The sequence below is a fragment of the Thioalkalivibrio sp. ALgr3 genome, assembly GCF_000377325.1.
In the GTDB taxonomy this organism is placed as follows: Bacteria; Pseudomonadota; Gammaproteobacteria; order Ectothiorhodospirales; family Ectothiorhodospiraceae; genus Thioalkalivibrio.
Genome location: NZ_KB897982.1, coordinates 49,848 through 74,218, shown reverse-complemented (window position 1 = coordinate 74,218; position 24,371 = coordinate 49,848). Strand labels below are relative to the sequence as shown.

The 24,371-nt window shown below is 69.7% G+C and carries 20 protein-coding genes; 10 read left to right on the top strand and 10 right to left on the bottom strand.

Annotation, left to right across the window (positions count from 1 at the left end; all coding sequences use genetic code 11):
- Nucleotides 1-19: 19 nt before the first annotated feature.
- Together C998_RS0109180 and surE are read right to left on the bottom strand one after the other, a co-directional pair.
- Entirely contained in the window at nt 20-685 is a 666-nt protein-coding gene (locus C998_RS0109180; RefSeq protein ID WP_018870571.1) for a protein-L-isoaspartate(D-aspartate) O-methyltransferase, read from the bottom strand.
- Entirely contained in the window at nt 679-1,461 is a 783-nt protein-coding gene (gene surE, locus C998_RS0109175; protein WP_018870570.1) for a 5'/3'-nucleotidase SurE, read from the bottom strand. The genes C998_RS0109180 and surE overlap by 7 nt, the downstream gene beginning before the upstream one ends.
- 103 nt (nt 1,462-1,564) lie before the next feature.
- On the opposite strand from surE, the gene C998_RS0109170 reads away from it, so the two are divergent.
- The 3 genes from C998_RS0109170 (at nt 1,565) to C998_RS0109160 (ending at nt 3,568) form a co-directional block, all read left to right on the top strand.
- Nucleotides 1,565-2,113, top strand: a complete 549-nt coding sequence (locus tag C998_RS0109170; protein ID WP_018870569.1) for a Smr/MutS family protein — start codon at nt 1,565-1,567, stop codon at nt 2,111-2,113.
- Between the two features lie 209 nt (nt 2,114-2,322).
- The gene (locus C998_RS0109165; RefSeq protein ID WP_019591621.1) at nt 2,323-2,946 is read left to right on the top strand and encodes a DUF3365 domain-containing protein; all 624 of its coding nucleotides are present in this window, start codon (nt 2,323-2,325) and stop codon (nt 2,944-2,946) included.
- Nucleotides 2,947-3,136: 190 nt separating this feature from the next.
- On the top strand, nt 3,137-3,568 hold the full coding sequence (locus tag C998_RS0109160) for a PAS sensor domain-containing protein (protein ID WP_018870567.1): 432 nt from the start codon (nt 3,137-3,139) through the stop codon (nt 3,566-3,568).
- A gap of 30 nt (nt 3,569-3,598) precedes the next feature.
- Here C998_RS0109160 and truD read toward each other — a convergent pair whose 3' ends face one another.
- From truD to mrcB, 5 genes are read right to left on the bottom strand one after another with little or no spacing between them, the layout of a single operon-like run.
- Entirely contained in the window at nt 3,599-4,627 is a 1,029-nt protein-coding gene (gene truD / locus C998_RS0109155) for a tRNA pseudouridine(13) synthase TruD (protein ID WP_018870566.1), read from the bottom strand.
- A 20-nt stretch (nt 4,628-4,647) separates the two neighbouring features.
- Nucleotides 4,648-5,337, bottom strand: coding sequence for a tRNA (adenosine(37)-N6)-threonylcarbamoyltransferase complex dimerization subunit type 1 TsaB (tsaB, locus tag C998_RS0109150; protein WP_018870565.1), 690 nt, complete (start codon nt 5,335-5,337; stop codon nt 4,648-4,650).
- On the bottom strand, nt 5,328-7,301 hold the full coding sequence (locus tag C998_RS0109145) for an ATP-dependent DNA helicase (protein ID WP_026279556.1): 1,974 nt from the start codon (nt 7,299-7,301) through the stop codon (nt 5,328-5,330). The genes tsaB and C998_RS0109145 overlap by 10 nt, the downstream gene beginning before the upstream one ends.
- Nucleotides 7,294-7,842, bottom strand: coding sequence for a tetratricopeptide repeat protein (locus C998_RS0109140; RefSeq protein ID WP_018870563.1), 549 nt, complete (start codon nt 7,840-7,842; stop codon nt 7,294-7,296). The genes C998_RS0109145 and C998_RS0109140 overlap by 8 nt, the downstream gene beginning before the upstream one ends.
- A gap of 13 nt (nt 7,843-7,855) precedes the next feature.
- On the bottom strand, nt 7,856-10,210 hold the full coding sequence (mrcB, locus tag C998_RS0109135) for a penicillin-binding protein 1B (RefSeq protein ID WP_018870562.1): 2,355 nt from the start codon (nt 10,208-10,210) through the stop codon (nt 7,856-7,858).
- Between the two features lie 98 nt (nt 10,211-10,308).
- Between mrcB and C998_RS0109130 the strand changes: the two genes are divergently transcribed.
- Together C998_RS0109130 and C998_RS0109125 are read left to right on the top strand one after the other, a co-directional pair.
- Complete coding sequence (locus C998_RS0109130) at nt 10,309-11,868, top strand: bifunctional aminoglycoside phosphotransferase/ATP-binding protein (RefSeq protein ID WP_018870561.1); 1,560 nt, start codon at nt 10,309-10,311, stop codon at nt 11,866-11,868.
- Nucleotides 11,869-11,938: 70 nt separating this feature from the next.
- The gene (locus C998_RS0109125; protein ID WP_018870560.1) at nt 11,939-12,469 is read left to right on the top strand and encodes a hypothetical protein; all 531 of its coding nucleotides are present in this window, start codon (nt 11,939-11,941) and stop codon (nt 12,467-12,469) included.
- Between the two features lie 10 nt (nt 12,470-12,479).
- Here C998_RS0109125 and C998_RS0109120 read toward each other — a convergent pair whose 3' ends face one another.
- Genes C998_RS0109120 through C998_RS0109110 form a run of 3 tightly spaced genes read right to left on the bottom strand, consistent with a single transcriptional unit; the run spans nt 12,480 to nt 18,650 of the window.
- Complete coding sequence (locus C998_RS0109120) at nt 12,480-16,400, bottom strand: EAL domain-containing protein (RefSeq protein ID WP_018870559.1); 3,921 nt, start codon at nt 16,398-16,400, stop codon at nt 12,480-12,482.
- Nucleotides 16,381-16,863: a response regulator gene (locus C998_RS0109115; RefSeq protein ID WP_018870558.1), complete on the bottom strand. Its 483-nt coding sequence runs from the start codon at nt 16,861-16,863 to the stop codon at nt 16,381-16,383. The genes C998_RS0109120 and C998_RS0109115 overlap by 20 nt, the downstream gene beginning before the upstream one ends.
- Before the next feature lie 8 nt (nt 16,864-16,871).
- Entirely contained in the window at nt 16,872-18,650 is a 1,779-nt protein-coding gene (locus C998_RS0109110; RefSeq protein WP_018870557.1) for an ATP-binding protein, read from the bottom strand.
- A 131-nt stretch (nt 18,651-18,781) separates the two neighbouring features.
- Between C998_RS0109110 and hisI the strand changes: the two genes are divergently transcribed.
- The 5 genes from hisI to C998_RS0109085 all read left to right on the top strand — a co-directional run bounded on the left by hisI (nt 18,782) and on the right by C998_RS0109085 (nt 24,366).
- On the top strand, nt 18,782-19,213 hold the full coding sequence (hisI, locus tag C998_RS0109105; RefSeq protein WP_018870556.1) for a phosphoribosyl-AMP cyclohydrolase: 432 nt from the start codon (nt 18,782-18,784) through the stop codon (nt 19,211-19,213).
- A 23-nt stretch (nt 19,214-19,236) separates the two neighbouring features.
- Nucleotides 19,237-20,652 carry a cysteine--tRNA ligase gene (cysS, locus tag C998_RS0109100; protein WP_018870555.1) on the top strand — a complete coding sequence of 472 codons (1,416 nt, stop codon included), beginning with the start codon at nt 19,237-19,239 and terminating at the stop codon, nt 20,650-20,652.
- Nucleotides 20,627-21,322 (top strand): DUF1007 family protein, encoded by a 696-nt coding sequence (locus C998_RS0109095; RefSeq protein ID WP_018870554.1) that lies wholly within the window; start codon nt 20,627-20,629, stop codon nt 21,320-21,322. The genes cysS and C998_RS0109095 overlap by 26 nt, the downstream gene beginning before the upstream one ends.
- A 42-nt stretch (nt 21,323-21,364) precedes the next feature.
- On the top strand, nt 21,365-22,468 hold the full coding sequence (locus tag C998_RS0109090; protein ID WP_026279555.1) for a nickel/cobalt transporter: 1,104 nt from the start codon (nt 21,365-21,367) through the stop codon (nt 22,466-22,468).
- A gap of 77 nt (nt 22,469-22,545) precedes the next feature.
- Nucleotides 22,546-24,366, top strand: a complete 1,821-nt coding sequence (locus C998_RS0109085) for a long-chain fatty acid--CoA ligase (protein WP_018870552.1) — start codon at nt 22,546-22,548, stop codon at nt 24,364-24,366.
- Nucleotides 24,367-24,371 lie beyond the last annotated feature (5 nt).

Sequence of the window (24,371 nt, the reverse complement as noted above, 5' to 3'; positions counted from 1 at the left end):
CGCGAATCCGGACACGTCGCTACTGCTCCGCACCCGGGAGCATGGGCACGAACATCACCCCGTCGAGGACGTCCCGGACGAACGCATCCTCGGTGCGCGTATAGCGGACCAGATGCTGACGACCGTCCGCGCTCTCCACCGGGGCCACCAGACGCCCGCCGGGAGCCAGCTGGGTGAGCAGAGTCTCGGGCACCTCACGCGGAGCCGCGGTGAGAATGATCCCGTCAAACGGTGCGCGCTCGGGCCAGCCCTCCGCCCCGTCGCCGTGGCGCAGGTTCACGTTGTTGATGCCCAGCCGGCTGAGCAGCTCGCGCGCGCTGCGGGTCAGCGCCTGAATCCGCTCGATCGAGTACACCCGGTCGACGATCTGCGCCAGCACCGCCGCCTGATAACCGGAACCCGTGCCGATCTCGAGCACGGTGCTCACCGGCCCGCCCTCCAGCAGGGCCTCGGTCATGCGGGCGACGATGAACGGCTGGGAGATGGTCTGGCGGTGCCCGATGGGCAGCGCGATGTTCTCGTAGGCGCGGTGGCTCAGCGCGTCCTCCACGAACAGGTGCCGGGGCACGCTGCGGATGGCCTCCAGCACCCGCGGATCGCGGATACCCTGCTGCTCGAGGATCCGGACCAGGCGGTCGCGCGCCCGCCCCGAGGTCAGCCCGGCACCCGAGGCGTCGCTCACCATGGTGTACCTCCCTGGTGGTGATCCCCCGGCGCGGCACCCTCCAGCCAGCGCCCGACGGTGTCGATCGCGTCGTAACGAGTGAGGTCCACCTGGATCGGCGTGATCGAGACGTAGCCCTCGCGCACGGCATGAAAATCGGTCCCGGGACCGGCATCCTGCTCCGGCCCTGCGGGACCCACCCAGTAGATCTCCCGCCCGCGCGGATCCTGGTCGGCGACCATGGGTTCGGCGCGATGGCGGTTCCCCAGGCGGGTGGTCTGCACGCCCTGGATCGACTCGAACGGAATATCCGGGACGTTCACGTTGAGGATGGTCGCCGCCGGCAGCGGGACCTGCCGCAGCCGATCCAGCAGATCCAGCACCACGCGCGCCGCGGTGTCGTAATGCCGCAGGTCGGTCCCCACCAGCGACACCGCGATCGATGGCAGGCCAAGGAAGCGACCCTCCATGGCCGCGGCCACGGTCCCGGAGTACAGCACGTCGTCGCCCATGTTGGCCCCGGCATTGATGCCGGAGATCACCAGATCCGGCTCCTCCTCCAGCAACCCCGTCAGCGCCAGATGCACGCAGTCGGTGGGTGTACCATCGACCTGCACACCGGCGTCGCCCACCGATCGGGCGTGCAGCGGCCGCACCAGCGTCAGGCTGTTGCTGGCGCCGCTGCGGTCGCGGTCCGGTGCCACTACCCGGACCTCGGCCACCGTTCGCAGGTGGCCGGCCAGGCACTGGATGCCGGGGGCATGGATTCCATCGTCGTTACTGACCAGAATGCGCATTCGGGAGCCGGAGGCTTTAAAAGGGTCTTCAATATACTGGAAACGGCTTCGGGACATGCAGTTTCCTGCCTGTGCCGGAGCCTCGGAAAGCGAGTATCCTGCCATGAATTCCGGGGACGGTCCCAGCGATTTCGACGAGTTTCTGCGTGCGGTGGGCCCGGTGCGCCGGATTCACAGCGACCGCGCGGAGAAGGATACGCCGCGCCCGCCCGCCCGCGCGGCCCAGCGCGACCGTGACGAGGAACAGGCCCGGCTCGACTGGATGAGCGACCCGCTGGAATTCGGCGACCTCCAGCCCGGCGACGAGCTGCGTTTCAGCCGCGCGGGCATCAGCCAGCGGGTGTTCCGCAAGCTGCGCGGCGGCCATTACCGGATTCAGGACGAACTGGACCTGCACGGCCTGTTCGCCGACGAGGCCCGCCAGGCGGTGGCCGGTTTCATTGACGAGGCGCGCGCGGATGACCGCCTGTGCGTGCGCATCATCCACGGCAAGGGCCAGCGCTCGAGCCCGCGGGGCCCGGTCCTGAAGGGGCTGACCGACCACTGGCTGCGCCAACGCGACGACGTGCTCGCGTTCTGCTCGGCACGTCCCGCGGACGGTGGCACCGGGGCCGTGTACGTCCTGCTCAAGAAACGCCGGGATTCGTCCTGAGTGACACCGGTATCGCCCGCGAACATTAGCACTGAACGGCGTGTTGATTTAGATCAAGTCCAGAGTTACCTTGACCGTTATCAGCGGATTGCCGCAGCCGCATGCCGCCCGGGTTGCAATCCCGCACCGGCTGCGAGACCATCCTGTACAAGCCTTGTACAATGAATGCATCCAAAGGCAACGGAAACTGCGACGAAGAGGTCCTGCTCATGAATCACTGGAAACTTGCCCCCATCGCCCTCGGCATCGCGGCCCTCGCCGCAGGCTGCTCCAACAACGAGGCGACCACGACCGCCGAAGAACCGGCAGCCACCGAGGTCAGCGAAGAGGAAATCGAACAGCGCGCCATGGAGAGCCGTGAGGCCATCCAGCAATTCGCCAGCACCCTGCAGGGCGAACTGATGAGCGCGATGGAAACCGGCGGCCCCACCGAGGCCATCCAGGTCTGCAACGAGGTGGCCCCGGAGATCGCCGCGGACATCTCCGCCGACACCGGCTGGGACGTCGGGCGCACCAGCCTCAAGCTGCGCAACCCCGACAACGCCCCGGACGAGTGGGAGCGCGCGGTGCTGGAAAGCTTTGACGCCGAAGTCGCTGCCGGCACCCCGGCCGACGAAGTCGCCCCGACGCACGAAGTGATCCAGACCGAGGATGGCGCGCGGTTCCGGTTCATGGCAGCGATCCCGACCGGCGGCCAGTGCCTGGCCTGCCACGGCGAGGACATCGATTCCGACATCAAGCACGCGCTGGAACGTCTCTATCCGGAAGACGAGGCCACCGGCTACCAGGCCGGGCAGGTGCGCGGGGCATTCACCATCACCCAGGAGATGTAACGCTCTCCGGGAATGGCGATACGAGAAGGGCCGCATCAGCGATGGTGCGGCCCTTTCTTTTTGCGCTCTACTCCAACAGCCCCCCGGCAGGACGATTGAACAAACCGAATTCCGGCAGGGACAAAGGGACAGACAAGCGGCTTTATGACAATCTGTAAAGTTGACGGATGGAACCTATCGAACCGAAGACATGACGCGAACCATTGATGCCGAGCTGCTCGCCCTCGCGGTCGACGCCTCCAACGACGGGGTGGTGATTGCCGAACGCGAAGGCAACGACAATATCCTGATCTACGTGAATCGCGCGTTCGAGGAGCTCACCGGGTATCGTTCCGAGGAGATCCTCTACCGCGATTGCCGTTTTCTGCAGAACGACGACAGCGACCAGGATGCCGTGCGCGAAATCCGCGCCGCGCTGGACGAGGATCGCCCCTGCCGCGTGACCCTGCGCAACTATCGCAAGGACGGCTCGCTGTTCTGGAACGAGCTGTCGCTGACGCCCATCTTCAACGACGAAGACCGGCTGACCTACTACATCGGGATCCAGAAGGACATCACCGCGCGCGTCGAGGCCGAAGAACGCGCCGAACGTGCGGAGCGTCAGCTGGCCGGCTCCGGCTGACCCGCCAGCAACCCCGGAGTGATCCGGGGGTCAGTCCCCGGCCGACGTGCGCATCAGGGCCTCCGCCACACTCGTGGCATATTCTCCCGGGCCCAGTTCCAGCTGCAGACGCAGCACCCGCGACGTCTCCCATTCCCACTCCATGGATCGCGGCACCAGACGCAACGCCCGGCGCGCGGCCTTCAGACCCTCGGCCTCCAGGCCACGGGCCAGCACCTCGTGCTGGGCGGCAACCGCATCTTCCAGCTCGCGCACCTCGCCCCCGGTGCCCGGATCCCCGCGCCCCCACAGCGGCCCGGTGGGATGCACGTCGAGCCGCGCGGCGCGCGCCTCCAGCTCCGCATCCACCGTATCCGCGGTGAACACACTGCCGCTGCCGTCGAGGTTGACCCGCTCGCCCGGCAGGATGCGGTCCCAGTCGCCACGGCGCACGCGCTCGGCCAGTACCGCGTTGAACAGCTCCGCCCGCGCTGCGGACAGCAGCAGGCTGCGCTGATTACGCCCGCGCGGACGCCGACCGCCACCCAGCCAGGCGTACGCCCGCTCGCGGTTGGCATGCCCGAAGCGCTGTTCGCCGAAATACGCCGGCACGCCGCCGGCGCGGATCCGTTCCAGCACCTGCTCGGCGATGTCGCCATCGCCCTCCAGCTCGCGCAGGCGCAGGGTGAAGCGATTACCCGCCAGGTGCCCGGTGCGCAGCTTGCGCGCATGCCGGTCGTGGCGGCAGATGCGCAGCCAGGCGTCCGCGGCGATCGCCTCGCCGGGTTCCGGCACCGTCCATGACCCCGGATCGACTTCCGGCGCGCAGGCCACGCTGAACCACTGCCGGGTCACGGCATGACGATCCTTGCGCCCGGCGTAGCTGACCGCGCCGCGGCCCACACCCGCGGACCGCGCGATCCACACGGCCACGTCCTCGGTGTTCAGACCGCGCTTTTCGATCTCCAGCCACAGGTGTTCGCCCGTGCCGTCCGGCAGGGTGGCCGGAAGCTCCTCCACCCGGAAATCCTCCGCACTCGCCTTCAGCCGGCCCTGTAGCGGGGGCTCCCAGGGCCACACCGGGGCATTCCCGGGCGCGCTCACGGGGTCGCCGCCGGACGTGCCACGTCGTCACGCAGATAGACCGGCTGCGCATCGGCCGGATCCACCCCCTCGCCGCGTTCCCGCGCGTCCACCGCCAGCAGGGCCAGGTCAAAGGCGTCCGGCAGGGCATCGGGGTCCACGCGCTCCGCAGGCAGTCCGCATTGACCAGCGAGTTCGGGGAAGGCACGAAAGCCGGTCCCCAGCCCCAGACGTTCGCCCGCCGGCCACTGCGGCACCACCGCCTCCGGCGGCGCCACGGCCTCCGGCGCCGGCAGGACCCGCTCCCCCGCCACCGGGCACAGGCTCCAGTAGACCTCGCCCATGCGCGCGTCCAGCGCCGCCAGCACCGCCGCCGGGGCCGGCTCCGGCGCCAGCCGCAGGCCCTGCTGGGCCAGCACCTGCAACGACGACACCGGGACCACCGGGCAATCCAGGGCGAACGCCAGGCCCTGCGCCACCCCCAGCCCCAGCCGCACCCCGGTGAAGGCCCCCGGACCGCGTCCCACCGCCACCGCATCCAGCGAATGGCGGTCGATCCCGGCCTCCGCCAGCAGGGTCTCGACCTGCCCCAGGATCAGGTCACCGTGACGCTGCGGTGCCCGCTCCGACAGCGAGTACAGTTCGCCGTCCACCCACAGGGCGGCGGAACAGCGTTCGGTGGCGGTGTCGATGGCGATCAGGCGCATGCGTGGCGCTCCCGGGCCTGTTGCAGAAAGTCCAGCGCCGCCCGCGGGCGGGTCGCCTCGTGGAATGGCGGCAGGCTGTTGAGAAAGCGCTTGCCGTAGGGCTTGCCGTCGATGCGCGGATCGCACAGCGCGAGGATGCCGGTGTCCGAACCGTCGCGGATCAGACGGCCGGCGCCCTGCTTCAGCGCCAGCACCGCCTGCGGCAGGCTGAACTCCATGAACGGGTGCCGGCCCTCGGCTTCCAGCGCCGCGGCGCGGGCCTGCAGCACGGGATCGTTGGGCGCGGCGAACGGCAGGCGGTCGATCACCACCACCGACAGCCCGGTCCCGCGGATGTCGACACCTTCCCAGAAACTGTGCGCGCCCAGCAGCCAGGGCCGTTCGGCGGCGCGGAAACGCTCCAGCAGCTCGCCACGCGACTGCTCTCCCTGCACCAGCAGTTCGCGGTCCTCCGGCAGATGCTCGCGCAGCAGGATCGCGGCCTCCTGCAGCGCGCGATGGCTGGTGAACAGGAAAAATCCGCCACCCGGTCCGTCCTTCAACAGCGGCCAGGCCCAGCGCAGGCAGGCACGGGTGTAATCCGGCGCGTTGGGGTCCGGCAGCGGCGGATCCGGGCGCAGCAGGCAGGCCTGACGCGCGAAGTCGAACGGGCTGTCCAGACGCGCGGTGGCGACGTCTCCGGGCAGCCCCAGGCGGCGCGCCGCGTGGGTGAAGTCCTCGCCCACCGCCAGGGTCGCCGAGGTAAAGATCCAGGCCGCCGGGCGCGCCGCGCGCCGCTGCGCCAGCGGGCGTGCGGCATCCAGCGGGGTGCGATGCAGGGTCAGGCTCTGGCGGAAACGCTCCAGCCAGGCGACGGTGTCTTCGGTATCCTCGCGCCACGCCGACAGCCGCTCGCGCAGCAGCTCGCAGCGCGCGCGCAGCTGTTCCAGTCCGGGCGCCCGCGGCGCCGCGACCTGGAGGGCGTCGTGCAGCCAGCGCAGCGCGTCGTCCAGGGCGTCCAGCTTCGGGCCCAGCGCGCCCTCGGGGTCGGCATCCTCCAGACTGGCGCGCCCTTCGTGCCCCTCGGTCACCTCGAGCAGCCCGCCCGCCGCGGCCTCCACCTCGGCCACGCGCTGGCGCATGTCGGTCATCTCCGGGGCATGCTGCTCCTGCTCGCGGCGCGTGTCGCGCGCCAGTTCGCGCAGGGCCCGGGTGCTGAGGGCCACGCCGAAGAACGCCCCGGCGATCTCGGGCAGCTGATGCGCCTCGTCGACGATTACCGCATCGACCTCGGGCAGCAGCTCGGCGAAGCCCTCTTCCTTCAGCGCCATGTCCGCCAGCAGCAGGTGGTGGTTGACCACGATGACATCCGCCTCCTGCGCGCGGCGCCGCGCACGCACCACGAAGCAGTCATCCAGATGCGGGCATTCGTTGCCCAGGCAGTTGTCCACGGTCGAGGTCACCTGCGGCCACAGCGGCGAGTCCTCGGCCAGCAGGCCGGACTGGCTGAGATCCCCGCTGTCGTCGGTACGCGCCATGGCCTGCAGCTCCTGCAGGGTATGCAGGCGCTCGGCCCGCGCGCCGGCGCCGGTGGCCCCGGACGCCTCGGCCTCGGCGACCTCCAGCCGGTAGTGGCACAGGTAGTTCGAGCGCCCCTTGAGCAGCGCGGTCTTCGGCTGATAGCCCAGCGCGCCGCAGACCACCGGGAGGTCCCGATGGTAGAGCTGGTCCTGCAGGGTCTTGGTGCCGGTGGAGATCAGCGCCCGCTTGCGCCGCTGCAGGACCGGGACCAGATAGGCATAGGTCTTGCCGACCCCGGTGGCGGCCTCCACCAGCAGGGCCGATGGCGCGGTGGCCACGCCTTCCTCCACCGCCGCGGCCATCGCCTGCTGGGGTTCGCGCGGCCGGAACCCGGGGACCGCCTCGGCAATATCGCCGCCCGGGCTCAGGGCCCGCACGGCCGGCGAAGCGGCGGACTCAGACACGTTCGCCCCCGAGCGCGCGCAGGGCTTCGCGCGCCTCGCGCGCGCCCTGCGTATCGTCCCGGCCCTCGCGGGCCTGCAGGATCACGGTCCAGTTCTCCCGTTGCAGGTCACGGTCGTTCCCGGCCATGCCCAGCGAACGCTGCGCCAGCCGCTCGGCCTGATCGAAGTCACGCTGTTCCAGTCGCACCACAGCCAGGCGCTGCCACAGCCGGGCATCCCGCGGCGCGATGCGCAGGGCCCGCTCCAGCAACTGGCCGGCGCGCGCCAGATCGGCATCCGCGCGCGCCTGCTCGGCGCGCTGCGCCAGCCCCGATGCGGCGCTGTCCACCCCGGCCGCCAGCTCCGGGTCCTCGGCCGCCCCGGGCTCGACCTCCAGGACCTCGGGTTCGGGCACATCGGTCGCGGGTTCCTCCGGCGCGGGCCGTGGCTCCGGGGTCGCACAGCCGGCCAGGATCGCGAACACGGCACAACCGCCCAGCAGCCGCAGCGCGCGCGGGGTGCGGTGCACGGAAAGTTCGCCTTGTCGCAGTTTCATCATCATCGGATATACCCGCTCAATCCTGGTTGCGGAACATGCGGCCGAACCAGCCGCCGGCGTCGCCGTCCGCCTCGCCTTCGCACTCGGCCACCGCCTCGGGGGCCGAATTCTGCCAGAACGGCAGGCGCCTGACGCGTTCGCAGGCGTGATCCCCGTCCACGATCCGTGCCCCGGACTCCAGGTCGATCTCGTGATATTCGATGGAAGGATGCCGACCGTGCTCGATCGATCCACCCGGCAGCTCCCCCATGATGCCGGCCCAGACCGGCGCCGCCCCGGAACCACCGGTCAGGCCGGTCGCCCGATTGTCGTCCATGCCCAGCCAGACCACGCCCACGTGGCGATCGTCGTACCCGGCGAACCAGGCATCACGAAAATCGTTGGTGGTCCCGGTCTTGCCCGCCAGGCGGCGCTGCGGCAGGCGCTGACCAATCACGCGACCGGTGCCGTCCACCGTCACGTCATGCAGGGCCTCGCCGAGCAGACGCACGGCGCCGTCCGGCACCGCGCCGCGCAGTTCCAGCCCGTAGTGCGACAGGACCTCGTCGTCGGCATCCAGGACGTCGCGGATCGCGCGCGTGCCCGTGGCATAACCGCCGCTGGCCAGCCCCTGATAAAGCCCCGCCACCTGCAGCGGGGACAGCTCCAGTGCGCCCAGCGCCAGCGAGGGGTTGGGAGCCGGGGTAGCCTGCAGCCCGAAGGTCTGCAGGATCTCCACCAGCTGGGAGACTCCCATACGATCGGCCAGGCGCACCGTGGGCACGTTGTAGGACTGGACCAGCGCCTCCCAGGCCGTGACCTCGCCCCGATGTTCACGGTCGAAATTGCGCGGGGTCCAGGGTTCCCCGTGCGCCAGCTGCAGGGTCACCGGCCGGTCCTCCAGCAGGCTCGCCAGGGTGTAGCGCCGGGGGTTGGTCAGCGCCGCGAGGTAGACGAACGGCTTGACCAGCGAACCGATCTGGCGGCGCGCCTCCACCGCCCGGTTGAAACCCGGATACGCCGGGTTGCGGTCCCCGACCAGTGCCAGCACCTCGCCGGAGCGCGCATCGGTCACCACCGCGGCGGCCTGCAGATCCTCCGCATGTTCGCCGGCCCGCGGGGCCACCGCCGCCACCTCTTCGCGCACGCGCTCCTCCACCGCCAGCTGAATCACCGGGTCCAGCGAGGTAAAGATCCGCAGCCCGTCGGAGCGCAGGTCCTCGTCGGCGTATTCGGCGCGCAGCTCGCGGCGCACCAGATCGAGGAATGCGGGGAAGCGACTGCCGCCGGGCATCGCCGGCGAGACATCCAGTGGCATGCCACGGGCCGTCGCCACGGTGTCCGCGTCCGCCAGGCCCGTCTCGTGCATCGCGTTCAGCACGCGGTCGCGCCGCGCCCGGGCCCGCTCCGGATGGCGGCGCGGGTCGTAGTAGCTGGCCCCGCGCGCCAGCCCCACCAGCAGGGCCAGCTGATCCAGGCGCAGTTCGTTCAGCGGGCGCTGGTAATAGAACCGGGCCGCCTGCCCGAAACCATGGATGGCACGTTCGCCGGCCTGCCCGAGAAACACCTCGTTGACATAGGCCTCGAGGATGGCTTCCTTGGAGTAGCGATGCTCCAGGATCAGGGCCATCACCGCCTCGTTCAGCTTGCGCGACAGGGTCTGTTCGCGGGTGAGGTAGAAGTTCTTGACCAGCTGCTGGGTCAGCGTACTGCCTCCCTGCACCGTGCGGCCGGCGCGCAGATTGGCCCAGGCCGCGCGGGCGATGCCGGCCGGGTCCACCCCGCGATGTGACATGAAACGCCGGTCCTCGATCGCGATCAGGGCACCGATCAGCGCCGGCGGGACCTCGTCAAGATCCACCACCACGCGGTCTTCCCCGTGCGTCGGGTAGATGCTGCCGATCAGCAGCGGCTCCACCCGCATCAGGTCGACCGCGTCGCCCGTCTCGCGATCCGTGATCGAGCGCACATGGCCACGGTCCATCTGCACCCGCACGGAACGCGCCGGCTCGGGCCCGTCGCCAAAGGTGAACGGGCGCGTGGTCAGGGCCACCGTGCCGTCGTTGACCGCGTATTCCCCGGCCCGGGCGCCCTGGCCGCTTCGCTGGTAATTCAGCGCCTCCAGCTCCGTCACCAGGCGCTCGCGGTCCAGGTGCCGACCGGGATACAGCTCCAGCGGCCGTGCATACACCCGCGCCGGCAGGGCCCAGCGCTGACCTTCGAACTGGGCGCGGATCTCGCGATCCAGGTTCTGCACATACAGCACACCCACGCCGGCACCGGCCAGCAGCAGGCCGAGCAGGGTCCAGGTGCCGGCACGCAGCACGCGGCGCAGCCAGCCGCCGGCGGGGCGGCGCTTGCGCGAAGATCGGGAGCGGGAGGAACGCGGCATGGCTCTCGCGGTCTGCAACAGGGACGGGTGAACACGGGCATCTCGCCCGCAACTCGCGCAATGATAACCTGACCCGGGGCAACATTGATGGAGGCCGCATGACCGCGCTGGACGAGCAGCACCGCATTCTCACCCGGCTGATCGAGAGCGGGGCGTTCCCCGATGGCGGTCCGGCCGAACGGATCCGGCGCATCGAAACGCACATCTCCACGGTGATCCTGGCCGGGGACTGGGCGTGGAAATTCAAGAAACCGCTGGACCTGGGCTTCCTCGACTTTTCCACCCTGCAGGCGCGCCGCCATTTCTGCGAGACGGAGCTCGAGATCAACCGCCGGCTGGCGCCGGAGATCTACCACGAGGTCGTCAGCATCAACGGCGATCCCGAACACCCGGTGATCAACGGCCCCGGCGAAGTACTGGAATACGCGGTACGCATGCGCCGCTTCGACCGCGAACGCCAGCTCGATCGGCTGCTGGAGCGCGGCGCCCTGCCGCCCGAGGCGATGGACGAGCTGGGCCGCTATATCGCCCGCTTCCACGAGAGCGTCGAACGCACCGGCCCGGATTCCGCCCACGGCACCCCCGAGACCGAGGCCGCGCCGATGCGCGAAAACTTCCCCGGCCTGTTCGAATCCGCCCGGCAGCCCAGCGAACGCGAGCGGCTGCAGCGCCTGCAGACCTGGACCGAGAAGGAACTGGACCGCCTGCGCCCGCTGATGCAGGCGCGCCACGACGGCGGCCACGTCCGTCACTGCCACGGCGATCTGCATCTGGGCAACATGGTCTACATCAAAGCCGGGGACGATGCCGGCGGCGAGCGCCCGGTGGCTTTCGATGCGATCGAGTTCGACCCGGAGCTGCGCTGGATCGATGTCATCTCCGAAATCGCCTTCACCACCATGGACCTGCTGGCCCGCGAGCACCCGGCGCATGCCTGGCGGCTGCTGAACGCCTGGCTGGAAGAACGCGAGGATTTCGACGGCCTGGCCCTGCTGCCGCTGTACCAGGTCTATCGGGCGCTGGTGCGGGCCAAGGTCCAGGGCATCCATGCCGCCGAGCCCAGCCTGCCCTCGGACGAGAAGGCCGCCCACCAGGCCGAGATGGGGCGCTACCTCGCGCTGGCCGAACGCCTGACCGAACCGCGGCGGCCCCGCCTGATCCTGATGCACGGGGTGTCCGGGTCGGGCAAGACCGTGATCAGCACCCGCGTCCTCCAGGCCCTGGGCGCGGTGCGTCTGCGCAGCGACGTCGAACGCAAGCGCATGGCCGATACCGTTTCCTACAGCGAAGAGGCCCGCACGCGGATCTACGACCACCTGCTGGAACGCGCCGGGGAACTGCTGGAGCTGGGGCATACCGTCATCGTCGACGCGACCTTTCTCGAACGTGGGCAGCGGGAGCCGTTCCGCGATCTTGCCGCGCGCATGGAGGCCGGCTTCGCGGTCGTCGCCTGCCACGCCGACGAGGACCTGCTGCGCGAACGCCTGGAGGCCCGCGCCGCGCAGGGCCGGGATGCGTCGGATGCCGACGTGGAGGTCATGCAGCAGCAGCGCCCGCGCCAGGAATGGCCCGGCGCCGACGAGCATGCCGTGGAAGCGGGCCCCGGACAGCCCCTGGAAGTCGAGCTTCTGGCACAGCGGCTGGAACGCCCGGCGTGACGGCGGTCAGTTCATTTGACGTAGAATAGAGATACCATCGGTTGTCCGCGAGCCACACAGGAGTCACCCCATGTCCGGATTCCGCAACAAGACCCGCCAGGCCGCCCGCCGTATCACCGCCGGATTGCCCGCGCTGGCCCTGACGGCTGCGCTGGCCTTCCCCCTGCCCGCGCTGGCCTATGAGGTCGTCGAGGAGAGCGACGAGCGCGTGATCTACAGCGTCGAAGGGGACTTCGACCACTACTTCGAGATGGTCGAGTTCGCCATCGAAACGGAGGGGCTGGTGATCAACAACGTCGGCCACATCGCCGACATGCTGGACCGCACCGCGGGCCAGGAATCCGGCGAGGGCATCTACCTGAACGGCCGCTCGGTGGACTTCTGCTCGGCCACCTATTCGCGGGCGACCATGGAAGCCGACCCGCACAACATCACCTTCTGCCCCTACGTCATCGCCATCTACGAGCTGGCCGCGGAGCCGGGCACTATCTACATGAGCTATCAGCGCGTGCCGCAGATCGGCGACGAGGCCTCGCAGGAGTCCCTCGGCGACGTCAACGAACTGGTGGACCGGATCGTTACCGAAGCCCTGATGTTCTGAGACGGTCGGATCAGCCCGGCCGGACGGAGGCCAGTGCCGCCACCCGGCCGGGCGCCTGCAGCCAGGCCTCGGCCCGGTCCGCGGGCAGCCCCGGGCTGTACAGGAATCCCTGGCCGACATCACAGCCGTGGGCGTTCAGCCACGCCGCCTGGGCCGCCGTCTCGACGCCCTCGGCGATCACCTCCAGATGCAGATTGCGCGCCATCGCGATGATGGTCGCGGCAATCCAGCGCCCCCGGCCCTCGCGGTCCACCTGATCGACGAAACTCCGGTCAATCTTGAGCACGTCCAGCGGGAAATCCTGCAGGGCCGCCAGTGACGAATACCCAGTGCCGAAATCATCGATCGCCAGACGCACACCCAGCGATTTCAATGCATTGAGCCGGGACACGGCCTGATCGCCCTGGCTCATGATGGCGGTCTCGGTTACCTCCAGTTCCAGCTGTTCCGCCGGGAACCCCGTCTCGGCCAGGATCTCGCCGACCCGGCGCACGAGTCCGGCACTGCGCAGCTGCACCGGCGACAGATTGACCGCCACCACCAGGTCGCTGCGCACCTTGCGCAGCAGGCGCACACCATGCCGGCAGGCCTCGCGCAGCACCTGTTCGCCCAGCGGGACGATCAGGCCGGTTGCCTCGGCGACCGGAATGAACCGGTCCGGCGTAATGCTCTCGCCCTGCGGGGTCTCCCAGCGCGCCAGACACTCCACACCCGCGGGTACGCCATCGCTCAGGCGCACCTGCGGCTGGAAATGCACGTGCAGCTCGCCGGTTCCGCTCGCCAGGGCCTCGCGCAGGCGACCTTCCAGCTCCAGCCGTTCGCTGGCCGCCCGGGTCAGCTCCGCCTCGTAGAAACTCCAGACCTCGCGCCCGTTTTCCTTGGAATGGAACATGGCCGCGTCGGCATGCTGGATCAGTGTGGTCGCGGTATCGCCATCATCAGGAAAGCGGGCGATGCCGATCGAGGCATTGAGATGCACGCTGTGCCCGCTGTCCAGCAGGACCGGGGTATCCAGCGCGGCCTGCAGCTCGCGCGCCACCTCCCCCAGCGATTCGTGGTCGGCGGCCCGCTGACTGACCACCATGAATTCGTCGCCACCCAGCCGGCCGAGGATGTCCGGCGGGCGCACCGTGTCGCCCAGGCGCCGGGCGACCTCGACCAGGGCCTCGTCGCCGGCCGGATGCCCCAGGCTGTCGTTCACGTCCTTGAAACGGTCCAGGTCGAGGCTCAGCACGCCCAGCGGGTGACCCTCCGAGCGCGCCTCGTCCACCGCGCGCGACAGCAGCGCATACAGCCGCGTCCGGTTGGGCAGGTCGGTCAGCGGGTCATGCTCGGCCAGATAGTTGAGCTCGCTCTCCGAGCGCTTGATTTCGGTCATGTCGGTGATGGTGCCGGCGTAATGGATTGGCTGCCCGCTCTCGTCCACCACCACCGACAGGCTCAGCCATTCGGGGTACACGGTGCCGTCGCGACGGCGATTCCACAGCTCGCCGGCCCAGTAACCCGTGCTCTCCAGCTCCTGCCACATGGCGCGATAGAACTCGGCATCGTGATACCCCGACTGGAGGATGCGCGGATTCTTCCCCAGCACCTCGGATTCCGCGTATCCGGTGATCTCGGTGAACGCCGGATTGACCGCGATGATGCGCGATGACAGGTCGGTGATGACCACGCCGTCGCGGGTACTGCGGAACACCGCTTCCAGCCGGCGCAGGCCGACCACGGTCTCGCGCCGCGCCAGCGCGGCCCCCAGGCTGCTGGCAAAGATGCGCGCCACGCTCACGTCGGTCGCACTCCAGTTGCGCGCCCGCACCAGCGCATCCACCGCGACGAACCCGCGATATTCGCCCTCCAGGAACACCGGCGCCAGCAGCAGGGACTGCAGCCCCTGCTGCTCCAGCAGTGCCTGTTCCTCCGCCGGGAACTCCGCCCGGGTGCCGGCGACCGCCTCGCCGGCCCGCAGGCGTTCGGTCCAGCGCGCATGCAGGCTGTCGGGCGTCAGGTTGCGCAGGGCGGGTGGCCTGACCGGAACGGCCGAATCGCCGCGCAACCAGTAGTAACGATGCGTCTCGCGGTTCTCCCGGCCCGGTTCCTCGGCGGCCATGACCACCACCCAGGCGCGATCCCCGGCCAGGGTCTCGCCCAGCCGCCCCAGCAGTGCATTCATGACCCGGTCCGGGGTCTCCGCCTGCAGCAGTGCCAGGGTCATGCGGGCCGAGCTCTCCAGCGCCTGCTCGCGCTGGTCCAGGGCCTGCGCCGCGTGCAGCTTCTGCACCGCCAGACCGGCCAGTTGCGTGAACTCGTCGATCAGACCCTGTTCCTCGTCGCGCGGCTCGCGCGCCTCGTTCAGGTAGGTGGCCAGCGTGCCCAGCACGTGCCCGTCGTCATCAAAGAACGGGAACGACCAGCAGGCCTGCAGCCCCGCGGCCTCCATGGGCGCCTCCAGGCCCTCCCAGTACGGATGGCCCGTCACCTGCGGCACCACCACCGTTTCGCCGCGAAAAGCCGCGGTGCCGCAGGAGCCCACGCCATCACTGGCCGGCACCGGGCTGTGCAGCCACGGCAGCGAACCCGGCAGGGACGGCGCCGCCACGCATTCGAGCATCCCGGTCTCGCGGTCCCGCAGCATGATGGACGCCGACAGCTCCGGCAGCAGTGACTCCAGCTCCTGGATCACGTCCGACAGGAACCCCGGATCACGTGTCCCGGTGGCCAGCCGGTCGAGCACCCGTGCACGCACGGCCGCCAGTCGCTGGTCGCGCACGCGCCGGGTCACGTCCACCAGGTTGCCGGAAAACCCGGTTGGCTGCCCGGCGGCATCCTGCTCGCAGCGCCCCTCCAGCTCCATCCAGTACAGCCCGCCCCAGCGGGTCACGATCCCGATCGTGGCTTCGTCCGGGAGCGTCGACACGGCCGCCTCGCCGCGCAGCACGTCCGCCAGCGCCTCGCGCTCCCCCGCCTCGACGAAGTCCGTCAGCGGATGCCCCAGGGCCTCTTCGACCGAACGTCCGGTCATGCGGGTCCAGGCGGGGTTGAGGAACGTGAGCCGTCCCTGCGCATCGGTCTGAAAGATGATGTCACCGGCGCTGTCGATGACCTGGCGATAGCGACGTTCGCTCTCCGCCAGGGCGGCCTGTTCGCGCCGCAGCCGTCCGCGCGCCACCACCTGGTCGACCAGTACCGGCAGTCCCTTGAGGTAGCCCCCGCTCTTGAGCACATAGTCGTCGACCCCGAGGCGCAGGGCCTGCGCGGCCAGTTCCTCGGTCCCCTGCCCGGTCACCAGGATCACGGGGATGTCCAGCCCCCGCTCGCTGCGGATGCGGCGCGCCAGCTCCAGGCCATCCATCCCCGGCAGGCGATAATCCAGCAACAGGATGTCGGGGTACCCCGCGTCCGCCGCGGCCCCGCCGTCCAGACGCGCCAGGACCTCGTCGGCCGAATCGACCACTTCCAGTTGCAGATGCGGCGCCGCGCGGGCGAATTCCCGCCGCGTCAGGCTGACGTCGAAACTGTTGTGCTCGGCGTAGAGCACGCGCACCGTTTCCAGCTCCTCCGGCCGCCGGTGACGACGCCCGAGGGCGTCCCGCACACGCGCCGGCAGGTGATCCAGGTAGGTCTCGTTCTTCGGCAGATAGTCGTCGGCCCCGACGCGGAAGGCGGTCACCACGGTTTCCTGTTCGCCGTGGCCGGTCATCACGATGATCGCCTCCTCGCGCCCGGCCTCGCGCAGACGCGGGATCAGGTCCATGCCGTTGCCGTCCGGCAGCCGCAGGTCGAGCAGCACGCAATCGAAGCGGGTCTCCTCCAGCGCCGCCCAGGCTTCGGCCATCGACCCCGCCGTGCGGATCTCGACCTCCGCCCCGTCACGGCTCAGCGCCCGACGCTGCAGATCGGCATCCACCGGATTGTCTTCAACGAGCAGAATCTTCATCTGGCGGGGACCTCCCTGAGGTAAACACCGAGGCCGGAGGCTGGTTCAACACGCACCAGTAGAGTTCGATCTGTTCGGCCACGTCCATGAACCGGTCGAAGTCCACCGGCTTCACGATATAGGAATTCGCGCCGCATTCATAAGCAGTACGGATGTCGGCGTCATCCGCGGACGAGGTCAGCATCACCACCGGGATGTGCCCGCACTCCGGATGCGCGCGCAGTGCCCGCAGCACCTCCAGACCGCTGATCCGTGGCAGCCGGATGTCCAGCAGGACCACCGCAGGCACCGGTTCCTCGCCCCGCGCCCAGCGCTCCAGCCCCGCCAGGGCCTCCTCCCCGTCGCGCGCCACCGTCAGCGGATTGGCCAGGCGGCGGCGACGGAAGGCATGGCGCAGCAGATCCAGATCCACCGGGCTGTCCTCGACCACGCAGATCGGCGGTGGCGAGCCCGGGTCACTCATTGGGGCGCTCATTGCGGCAGCTCCACACGAAAGGTCGCGCCCTCGCCGGGGCGGCCCTCGGCCTCGATCCGGGCGTCCAGTCGGCGGGCCGCGCGACGCACCAGGGCCAGGCCCACGCCGGTGCCGGGATAGTCCTCGGCGCGGTTGAGACGCTGGAAGATCTCGAACATGCGTTCCCGGAACGCCTCGTCGAAGCCGATCCCGTTGTCTTCCACCTCCAGACGCACCACCGACGTCCGCCGCTGAGCGGCGACCCGGACCCGGGGTTCGTCGCGACCGGCACTGAACTTGAAGGCGTTCTCCAGCAGGTTGCGCAGGATCAATCCCAGACCGTCGGGATCGGTCTCGACCTCCAGTTCTTCCGGCACGTCGATCGCGGCCGTCGCCGCCGCCGGGTATTCCGGCTCCAGCGCGCGCAGGGTCTCCGCCACCAGGTCACGCAGCCGGATCCGGCGCTGTTCCAGCGGTCGCCGCTCCATGCGCGAGTACGTCAGCAGGTCGCCGATCAGTTCGTTCATCTGCGCCACGCCCTGGCGGATATTGCGCAGGAATTCGCGCCCCTCGTCATCCAGGCGCCCGGCATGCTCCGCCTCCAGCAGCTGGCTGTAGCCCTCGATCCCGCGCAGCGGCGCCTTGAGGTCATGGGAAACCGCGTAGGAGAAGGATTCGAGCTCCTGGTTGGCGATCTGCAGTTCCGCCGTGCGTCGCTCGACCCGACGCTCCAGATCGGCATTGAGCGCACGCAGCTCCAGCTCGGCCTGGTGCAGTTCGGTGATGTCCAGTGCCGTACCCTGCACCCGCCACGCGCCACCGGGGCCGTCACCCGTAAACGACGACGCGCGCTGAATGCCGAAGCGCAGCCAGGTCTCCGGCCCGCGCCCCGGGTGTCGGCGTACGTGCAGGTACTGGCTTTGCGGCGGGGTACCGGCAGCCATGCCCCGCAAGGTGGCAGCCAGGCGTGGCCCGTCGGCGGACTCGGTGTCGAGGTCGCGCTCCAGCAGCGTGGCCACGTCCGGTTCGGGACCGTCGGGCGGGCGCCCCAGCAACCGGAACAGCTGGTCCGACCACCAGAACCCGTTCACCGGATCGTATTCCCAGCTGCCCAGGCCCGCATCGCGTTCGGCCCGTTCCAGCCGCTCCATCTGCCGCTGACGCTCCAGCTCCAGCCGCCGGCGTTCGGTGACGTCCAGCAGCACCCCATGAATGCGCGTCACACGGCCGTCCGTGTCCCGACTGAGCCAGGTCCGGTCCTCCACCCAGACCGTACCCAGCACGGGCAGCACCAGGCGGTAGAGCTGGGTATAGCGATCGGGGCCGTGTTCGAGGTGCATTTGCACCTCCTCGACGATGGACGGCAGATCGTCAGGGTGAATCAGGCTGGCGTAATCCGGATCGCCCGCCAGCAGGGCCTCGCGATCCAGCCCCCAGTCCGCGGCATTGGGCGAGACATAGGTGACCGGCCAGCCGTCACGCGCCTCCCATTCGATCGCCAGCACCGGCGAGTGATCGATGATGCGCGCGGCCCGCCCCGCCTCCGCGGCCGCCCGGTCGCGGGCGGCCAGCGCGCGATGGATGAGCACGAACAGCAGCCCGGCGGTCACCACCACGTAGGCCCAGCCCTTACCGGTCTGCAGCCGGGACAGCAGTTCCACGTCGTCCACCAGCGCCAGCAGCGCCCGGTCGGAAAACCCGATCCACATCAGGCCGAGCACCAGATAGATCAGGGTGATACCCAGAGCCGTGATTGCGGCACCGCGGCGGATCCCGGGACTCGCGTCGCGTGTCATGCCCCCCTCCTCTTTGCGCGGTGCTTCCTTCCCCCAAGAATCCGCCGGACGGGCACACGACGCAAGACCCGGCCGCCCCGTGGCGCGGAATGTTATTCTTTGACGTTTGCGACCAAGTTGAACGACCCGCCATGTTCAAGAATCTGGAAAAAGCCCCGGCCGGCCACCACGAGCCGCTCGCCGATGTCCTCGACCGCGTCCGCTTCAACGCCGACGGGCTGGTGCCCGCCATCGCCCAGCAGGGCGACAGCGGGGAGGTCCTGATGATGGCCTGGATGAACCGCGAGGCCCTGGAGGAGACCCTGCGTACCGGGCGGGTCTGCTACTGGTCGCGTTCGCGCGGGGCGCTGTGGCGCAAGGGCGAGTCATCCGGCCAGGTCCAGCAGCTGCATTCCCTGCATCTGGACTGCGACGGCGACACCGTGCTGGCGAAGGTCGATCAGACCGGCCCCGCCTGCCACACCGGGCGGCGCAGCTGTTTCTATCTGCAGGTCGACGGCGATCAGGTTGCCGTGACCAGCGACCCGCAGATCGACCCCGAAACCCTCTACGGCGCCTCCTGAAACCGCGACAAGGAACACCGACCATGGCCGACGCCAGCGCACCGCAGCTCGTCATCCACAACACCCTCGGGGGGCAGCGCGAGCCCTTCGTTCCCGCCGACCCGCAGCGGGTGACGATGTATGTCTGCGGGCCGACCGTGTACAACCGCGTGCACGTGGGCAACGGCCGCCCGGTGGTGGTGTTCGACGTGCTGTTCCGCGTGCTGCGCGCGCTTTACGGCCCGGAGAACGTGGTCTACGCCCGCAACATCACCGACGTGGACGACAAGATCAACCAGGCCGCGCGCGAGAACGACGAACCCATCGCCGCGCTGACCGAACGCTTCACCCGGGCCTTCCACGAGGACATCGCCCGGCTCGGCACCCTGGAGCCGACCCTCGAGCCCCGGGCCACCGATCACGTCAACGAGATGATCGCCCTGATCGAGGATCTGCTCGCGCGCGGCCACGCCTACGCGGCGGACGGCCATGTACTGTTCGACGTGACCTCTTACCCTGCCTACGGCGCCCTGTCCGGGCGTACCCTCGAGGCGATGCAGGCCGGGGCCCGGGTGGAAGTCGCCGACTACAAGCGCCATCCCGGCGACTTCGTGCTGTGGAAGCCGGCCGGCGAGGACGAACCCGGCTGGGACAGCCCCTGGGGCAACGGGCGCCCGGGCTGGCACCTGGAGTGCACCGCGATGATCCGCACCCATCTGGGCCGCAGCATCGACCTCCACGGCGGCGGCCACGATCTGGTGTTCCCGCACCACGAGAACGAGATCGCCCAGGGCTGCGCGGCCGAAGGCTGCGACGAACACGGTGGCCATTACGCGCGCTACTGGATGCACAACGGACACGTGACCATCGAAGGCGAGAAGATGTCCAAGTCGCTGGGCAACTTCCGCCTGCTGCACGACCTGCTGCAGGTCTGGCCCGGCGAGGTCCTGCGCCTGGCGCTGCTGTCGCGCCATTATCGCGCGCCGCTGAACTTTTCCGAGGACACCCTGGAACAGAGCCGCAACGCGCTGGACGGCTTCTACCGTCTGCTGCGCGAGCACGCCGGGGTCGTGGCCACCCCCGCCGATGCGGCGGACACCCCGGTCTTCACCGCACTGCTGGACGATCTCGACACCGCCGGGGCGCTCGCCGCCCTGCACCGCATGGCGGATGCCCTGCAGTCCGCCGACAGCGAGGACGAACGCGCCCGCCGCAAGGGCGAGCTGCTGGCCGCCGGCGAACTCCTGGGCCTGCTGCAGCAGGACCCGGAGGCCTGGTTCCGCGGCGACGTCGCCGATGATGCCGATCTCGCCGCATGGGTGGAGGAACGCATCGCCGCGCGTGCCGAGGCGCGGCGCGCGCGGGATTTTGCCACTGCCGATGCGATCCGCGACGAGCTGACCGCCAGCGGCATCGAACTGGAGGACACGCCGGATGGCACCCGCTGGCAACGCGCCTGAGCGGGCTGTCCGCAGCGCCACCCGGGCACGCGCCCGGCTGGCGCTGGCGCTCCTGATCGCGGTGGCCGCCGGTCTGCCCGCGATGGCCACCGCCCACCCGCATGCCTGGATCGATCTGCGTGTCACCCTCGACTTCGACGCCGACGGCCGACTGGCCTCGATGCACCAGTTGTGGGTCATCGACCCGACCTACAGCCACATGCTGCTGGAGGAGATGACCCGCGACATGGACGGCGATGCCGGCATCGACTCGGTGCTGGATAAGGTCGGCCCGCGCATGCTCGACAACCTTGCGGAATACGACCACTTCACCGAACTCGAGGCGGACGGCGAAACGCTGGACACCCCGCCCGCCGAATCCCCCGAGCTGCGCCTGGAGGACCGGCGCCTGCACCTGGGCTTCGAGATCCCGCTGGACCGGCACGACATCGGCGCCGCAGAGGATTTCACCTACCGCGTCTATGACCCCACCTACTGGATCGAGATCCGCCATGACCCCGGTGACGTGATCCAGGTGAACCGCGGCGACGGCTGCCGGGTCGAACTCGAGGAACCACGCCCGGATCCACAACTGGTGCGTTATGCCGCCACCCTGGAACGCGAATCCCGCAGCCCGATCGAAGATCTCGGACGCCATTTTGCCGAGATTGCGCGCCTGGAATGTGAATGACGTCGGGTTCCTCGCGCCATTGGAACGTTATACAATAACGCAATGATCCGACACGCCCTCTCTCGCAACCGCCGCCCGGGACGGGCTGCTGCGATGCTGCTGCTCCTGGTCGGCATCCTGCTGCCCGCGCTCGCGCTGGCCGGCCACCCCCTTGGCGGCGGCCCGGAGTCCGACGCGGATGCCGATGCCACGGAACAGCCACCGCCCGCCGAAACGAGGGGATCCGCCGATGCCCCGGACGCTCGCGCCGACGCCGGGCTCCCGGGAGGGGATGACGCCGGACCGCTGGAACGGCTGGTCGGCTGGGTCCTGCATACCCAGCGCCAGCTGCACCGCGAACTGACCCGGGGACTGCACGGGCTGCGCGACGCGCCCTCGGCACAGGCGGGCGCCCTGCTGATCCTCGTGAGCTTTCTCTACGGGGTCTTCCACGCCGCAGGACCGGGGCACGGCAAGGCGGTGATCACCACCTATCTGCTGACCCAGCCGCAGAACCTGCGCCGCGGCATCGCGCTGTCGGCGGCGTCATCGCTCGCCCAGGGCGTCACGGCCATCCTGCTGGTCGGTCTGCTGGTCGGCCTGCTCGGCTGGCTGACACGCGAGACCCTGGGACAGGTCCGCCACCTGGAGATCGCCAGCTTCGCCCTGGTGGGACTGCTGGGCGTCTGGCTGATGGGGCGCGCCCTGCGGCAGGCCTGGCGGCGCCGGGCAGCCACCGCGCACGGGCACGACCACGAGCACGAGCACGACCACGGGCATGATTGCGGCTGCGGCACACCCCACCACGTCGACCCCGATCACAAGGGCACCTGGTGGGGCACCGTGCTGGCCGTGGGCATCCGCCCCTGCTCCGGCGCCGTGCTGATCATGGCGGTATCCGCGGCCGTCGGTCTGGTCTGGGCCGGCGTGGCGGCCGTGCTCGCGATGTCCGCGGGCACCGCCATCACGGTCTCCGTGCTGGCCATGCTCGCGGTCTACGCTCGCGACTGGACCCGGCGGCGTTTCACCGGCACCCGCGCCGCGCGTCTGACCTGGATCGGGCCGGCCTTCGGCCTGACCGGCGGCGCGATCATCGCGGTACTCGGCTTCAGCCTGGTGCTGGGGGCCGTGGCCGCGGGCCCGGCGATGCATCCGCTCGGCATGTAGGGCGGCCGTCCCGCGCTTGCCCCCGCCCCGCGCCGTCCTCTACTTTGCAGGGCAAGACCAGTCCAGCGAGACCGCGCATGTCCAACGCCCGGGTCCACCCCGCGACCATCCGTCCGGAAGACGCCCCCACCCTGCCGGCGCTGTTCCGCGCCCGCGTGGCCGCGACCCCCGATGCCCCGGCCTACCGCCAGTTCGACCCCGAGCGCGAGGAATGGACCTCCAGCAGCTGGGGCGAGATGGGCCGCACGGTCGACCGCTGGCAGGCTGCGCTGGCCACCGAGGGCCTGCGGCCGGGCGACCGCGTCGCCATCATGGTCGGCAACTCGCGCGAGTGGATCGCCGCCGACCTCTCCGCCATGGAAATGGGCCTGGTCACGGTACCGCTGTACACCGATGACCGTCCCGAAAATGTCGGTTACATCATCGGGCAGACCCAGGCGCGCGCCCTGCTGATCGGCGACACCGTGCATGGCCGCCGCCTGCTGGAGCATCTGGAGAAGATGCCGTCGCTCAAGCGCGTGGTACGCCTGAGCGACAGCGCGGGCACCTCGGGCGATCCGCGGGTCCTGCCACTGGAAGACTGGCTGCGGGGCGGCGACCCGTCCGCGATCCGCTATCCGGAACTCGACCCCGACGCCCTCGCGACCATCGTCTATACCTCCGGCACCACCGGCCGGCCCAAGGGCGTGATGCTTTCGCACCGCAACATCGTGGAAAACGCCTGGGCCTCGTCCCTCACGGGCCCGCTCGGACCGTCCGACCGTTTCCTGTCGTTCCTGCCGCTGTCGCACATGCTGGAACGCACCGCCGGCTGCTACATGCCCATGATGGTCGGGGCCGAGGTCGCCTTCGCCCGCTCGATCCAGCGCCTGGGCGAAGACCTGCAGACCATCCGGCCGACGGTGCTGATCTCGGTGCCACGGATCTACGAACGCGTGCACGGGCGAATCCGCGCCGGTCTCCGGCAGAAGTCGGCGCTCGGCCGCTGGCTGTTCGAGAAGACCGCCGCCGTCGGCTGGCGCCGGTTCGAACACCAGCAGGGCCGGGGTCGCTGGTCCCCCGCCTTCCTGCTGTGGCCACTGCTCGACCGCCTGGTCGCGCGCAAGGTACTCGACCGCCTGGGCGGCCAGGTGCGGTTCGCGGTCTGCGGCGGGGCCCCGCTGCCTCCGCCGGTGGCGCAGCTGTTCATCGGGCTGGGGCTGCCGGTACTGCACGGCTACGGCATGACCGAGGCCGGCCCGGTGGTCACCGTGAACACCCCGGACGACAACCTGCCCGCCTCCATCGGCAAACCGTTGAAGGACGTCGAAGTACGCATCGGTGAAAACCACGAGCTGCAGACGCGCTCGAACTGCGTGATGCTGGGCTACTGGAAAAATGAAGAGGCCACGCGCGAGACCATCGACGCCGACGGCTGGCTGCGCAGCGGCGACCAGGCGCGCATCGACGACACGGGCCACGTGTTCATCACCGGCCGGATCAAGGACATCCTGGTGCTGACCAACGGCGAGAAGGTACCGCCGGCGGACATGGAGATGGCCATCGGCCTCGACGGCCTGTTCGACCAGATCATGGTGGTGGGCGACGGGCAGCCGTTCCTCACCGCCCTGATGGTTCCCGAACCGGACGCCTGGCAGACCTTCGCCTCCGACCAGGGGATCGACCCGGCGACCGCGGGAGAACCACCGCGCAAGGTGGAACGCGCGATCCTCGACCGCATTCACCACCAGCTGGAGGACTTCCCCGGCTACGCGCGCATCCGCCACGTGTACGTGATCCACGAACCGTGGAGCGTGGAGAACGGCATGATGACCCCGACCATGAAACTCAAGCGGCCGGTGATCCGGGAGCACTACCGGGAGGCGATCGCGACCATGTACAACGGCCGCGACCGCTGAAGGAA

What these genes read in the sequence shown, in the direction of transcription:
- C998_RS0109090 (WP_026279555.1), top strand. Translation starts at nt 21,365, where the DNA reads ATGATCCGACACGCCCTCTCTCGCAACCGCCGCCCGGGACGGGCTGCT.
- C998_RS0109115 (WP_018870558.1), bottom strand. Translation starts at nt 16,863, where the DNA reads ATGAGTGACCCGGGCTCGCCACCGCCGATCTGCGTGGTCGAGGACAGC.
- C998_RS0109095 (WP_018870554.1), top strand. Translation starts at nt 20,627, where the DNA reads ATGGCACCCGCTGGCAACGCGCCTGAGCGGGCTGTCCGCAGCGCCACC.
- C998_RS0109110 (WP_018870557.1), bottom strand. Translation starts at nt 18,650, where the DNA reads ATGACACGCGACGCGAGTCCCGGGATCCGCCGCGGTGCCGCAATCACG.
- C998_RS0109165 (WP_019591621.1), top strand. Translation starts at nt 2,323, where the DNA reads ATGAATCACTGGAAACTTGCCCCCATCGCCCTCGGCATCGCGGCCCTC.
- cysS (WP_018870555.1), top strand. Translation starts at nt 19,237, where the DNA reads ATGGCCGACGCCAGCGCACCGCAGCTCGTCATCCACAACACCCTCGGG.
- hisI (WP_018870556.1), top strand. Translation starts at nt 18,782, where the DNA reads ATGTTCAAGAATCTGGAAAAAGCCCCGGCCGGCCACCACGAGCCGCTC.
- surE (WP_018870570.1), bottom strand. Translation starts at nt 1,461, where the DNA reads ATGCGCATTCTGGTCAGTAACGACGATGGAATCCATGCCCCCGGCATC.
- C998_RS0109120 (WP_018870559.1), bottom strand. Translation starts at nt 16,400, where the DNA reads ATGAAGATTCTGCTCGTTGAAGACAATCCGGTGGATGCCGATCTGCAG.
- tsaB (WP_018870565.1), bottom strand. Translation starts at nt 5,337, where the DNA reads ATGCGCCTGATCGCCATCGACACCGCCACCGAACGCTGTTCCGCCGCC.
- C998_RS0109125 (WP_018870560.1), top strand. Translation starts at nt 11,939, where the DNA reads ATGTCCGGATTCCGCAACAAGACCCGCCAGGCCGCCCGCCGTATCACC.
- C998_RS0109180 (WP_018870571.1), bottom strand. Translation starts at nt 685, where the DNA reads ATGGTGAGCGACGCCTCGGGTGCCGGGCTGACCTCGGGGCGGGCGCGC.
- C998_RS0109170 (WP_018870569.1), top strand. Translation starts at nt 1,565, where the DNA reads ATGAATTCCGGGGACGGTCCCAGCGATTTCGACGAGTTTCTGCGTGCG.
- C998_RS0109140 (WP_018870563.1), bottom strand. Translation starts at nt 7,842, where the DNA reads ATGATGATGAAACTGCGACAAGGCGAACTTTCCGTGCACCGCACCCCG.
- mrcB (WP_018870562.1), bottom strand. Translation starts at nt 10,210, where the DNA reads ATGCCGCGTTCCTCCCGCTCCCGATCTTCGCGCAAGCGCCGCCCCGCC.
- C998_RS0109160 (WP_018870567.1), top strand. Translation starts at nt 3,137, where the DNA reads ATGACGCGAACCATTGATGCCGAGCTGCTCGCCCTCGCGGTCGACGCC.
- C998_RS0109130 (WP_018870561.1), top strand. Translation starts at nt 10,309, where the DNA reads ATGACCGCGCTGGACGAGCAGCACCGCATTCTCACCCGGCTGATCGAG.
- C998_RS0109085 (WP_018870552.1), top strand. Translation starts at nt 22,546, where the DNA reads ATGTCCAACGCCCGGGTCCACCCCGCGACCATCCGTCCGGAAGACGCC.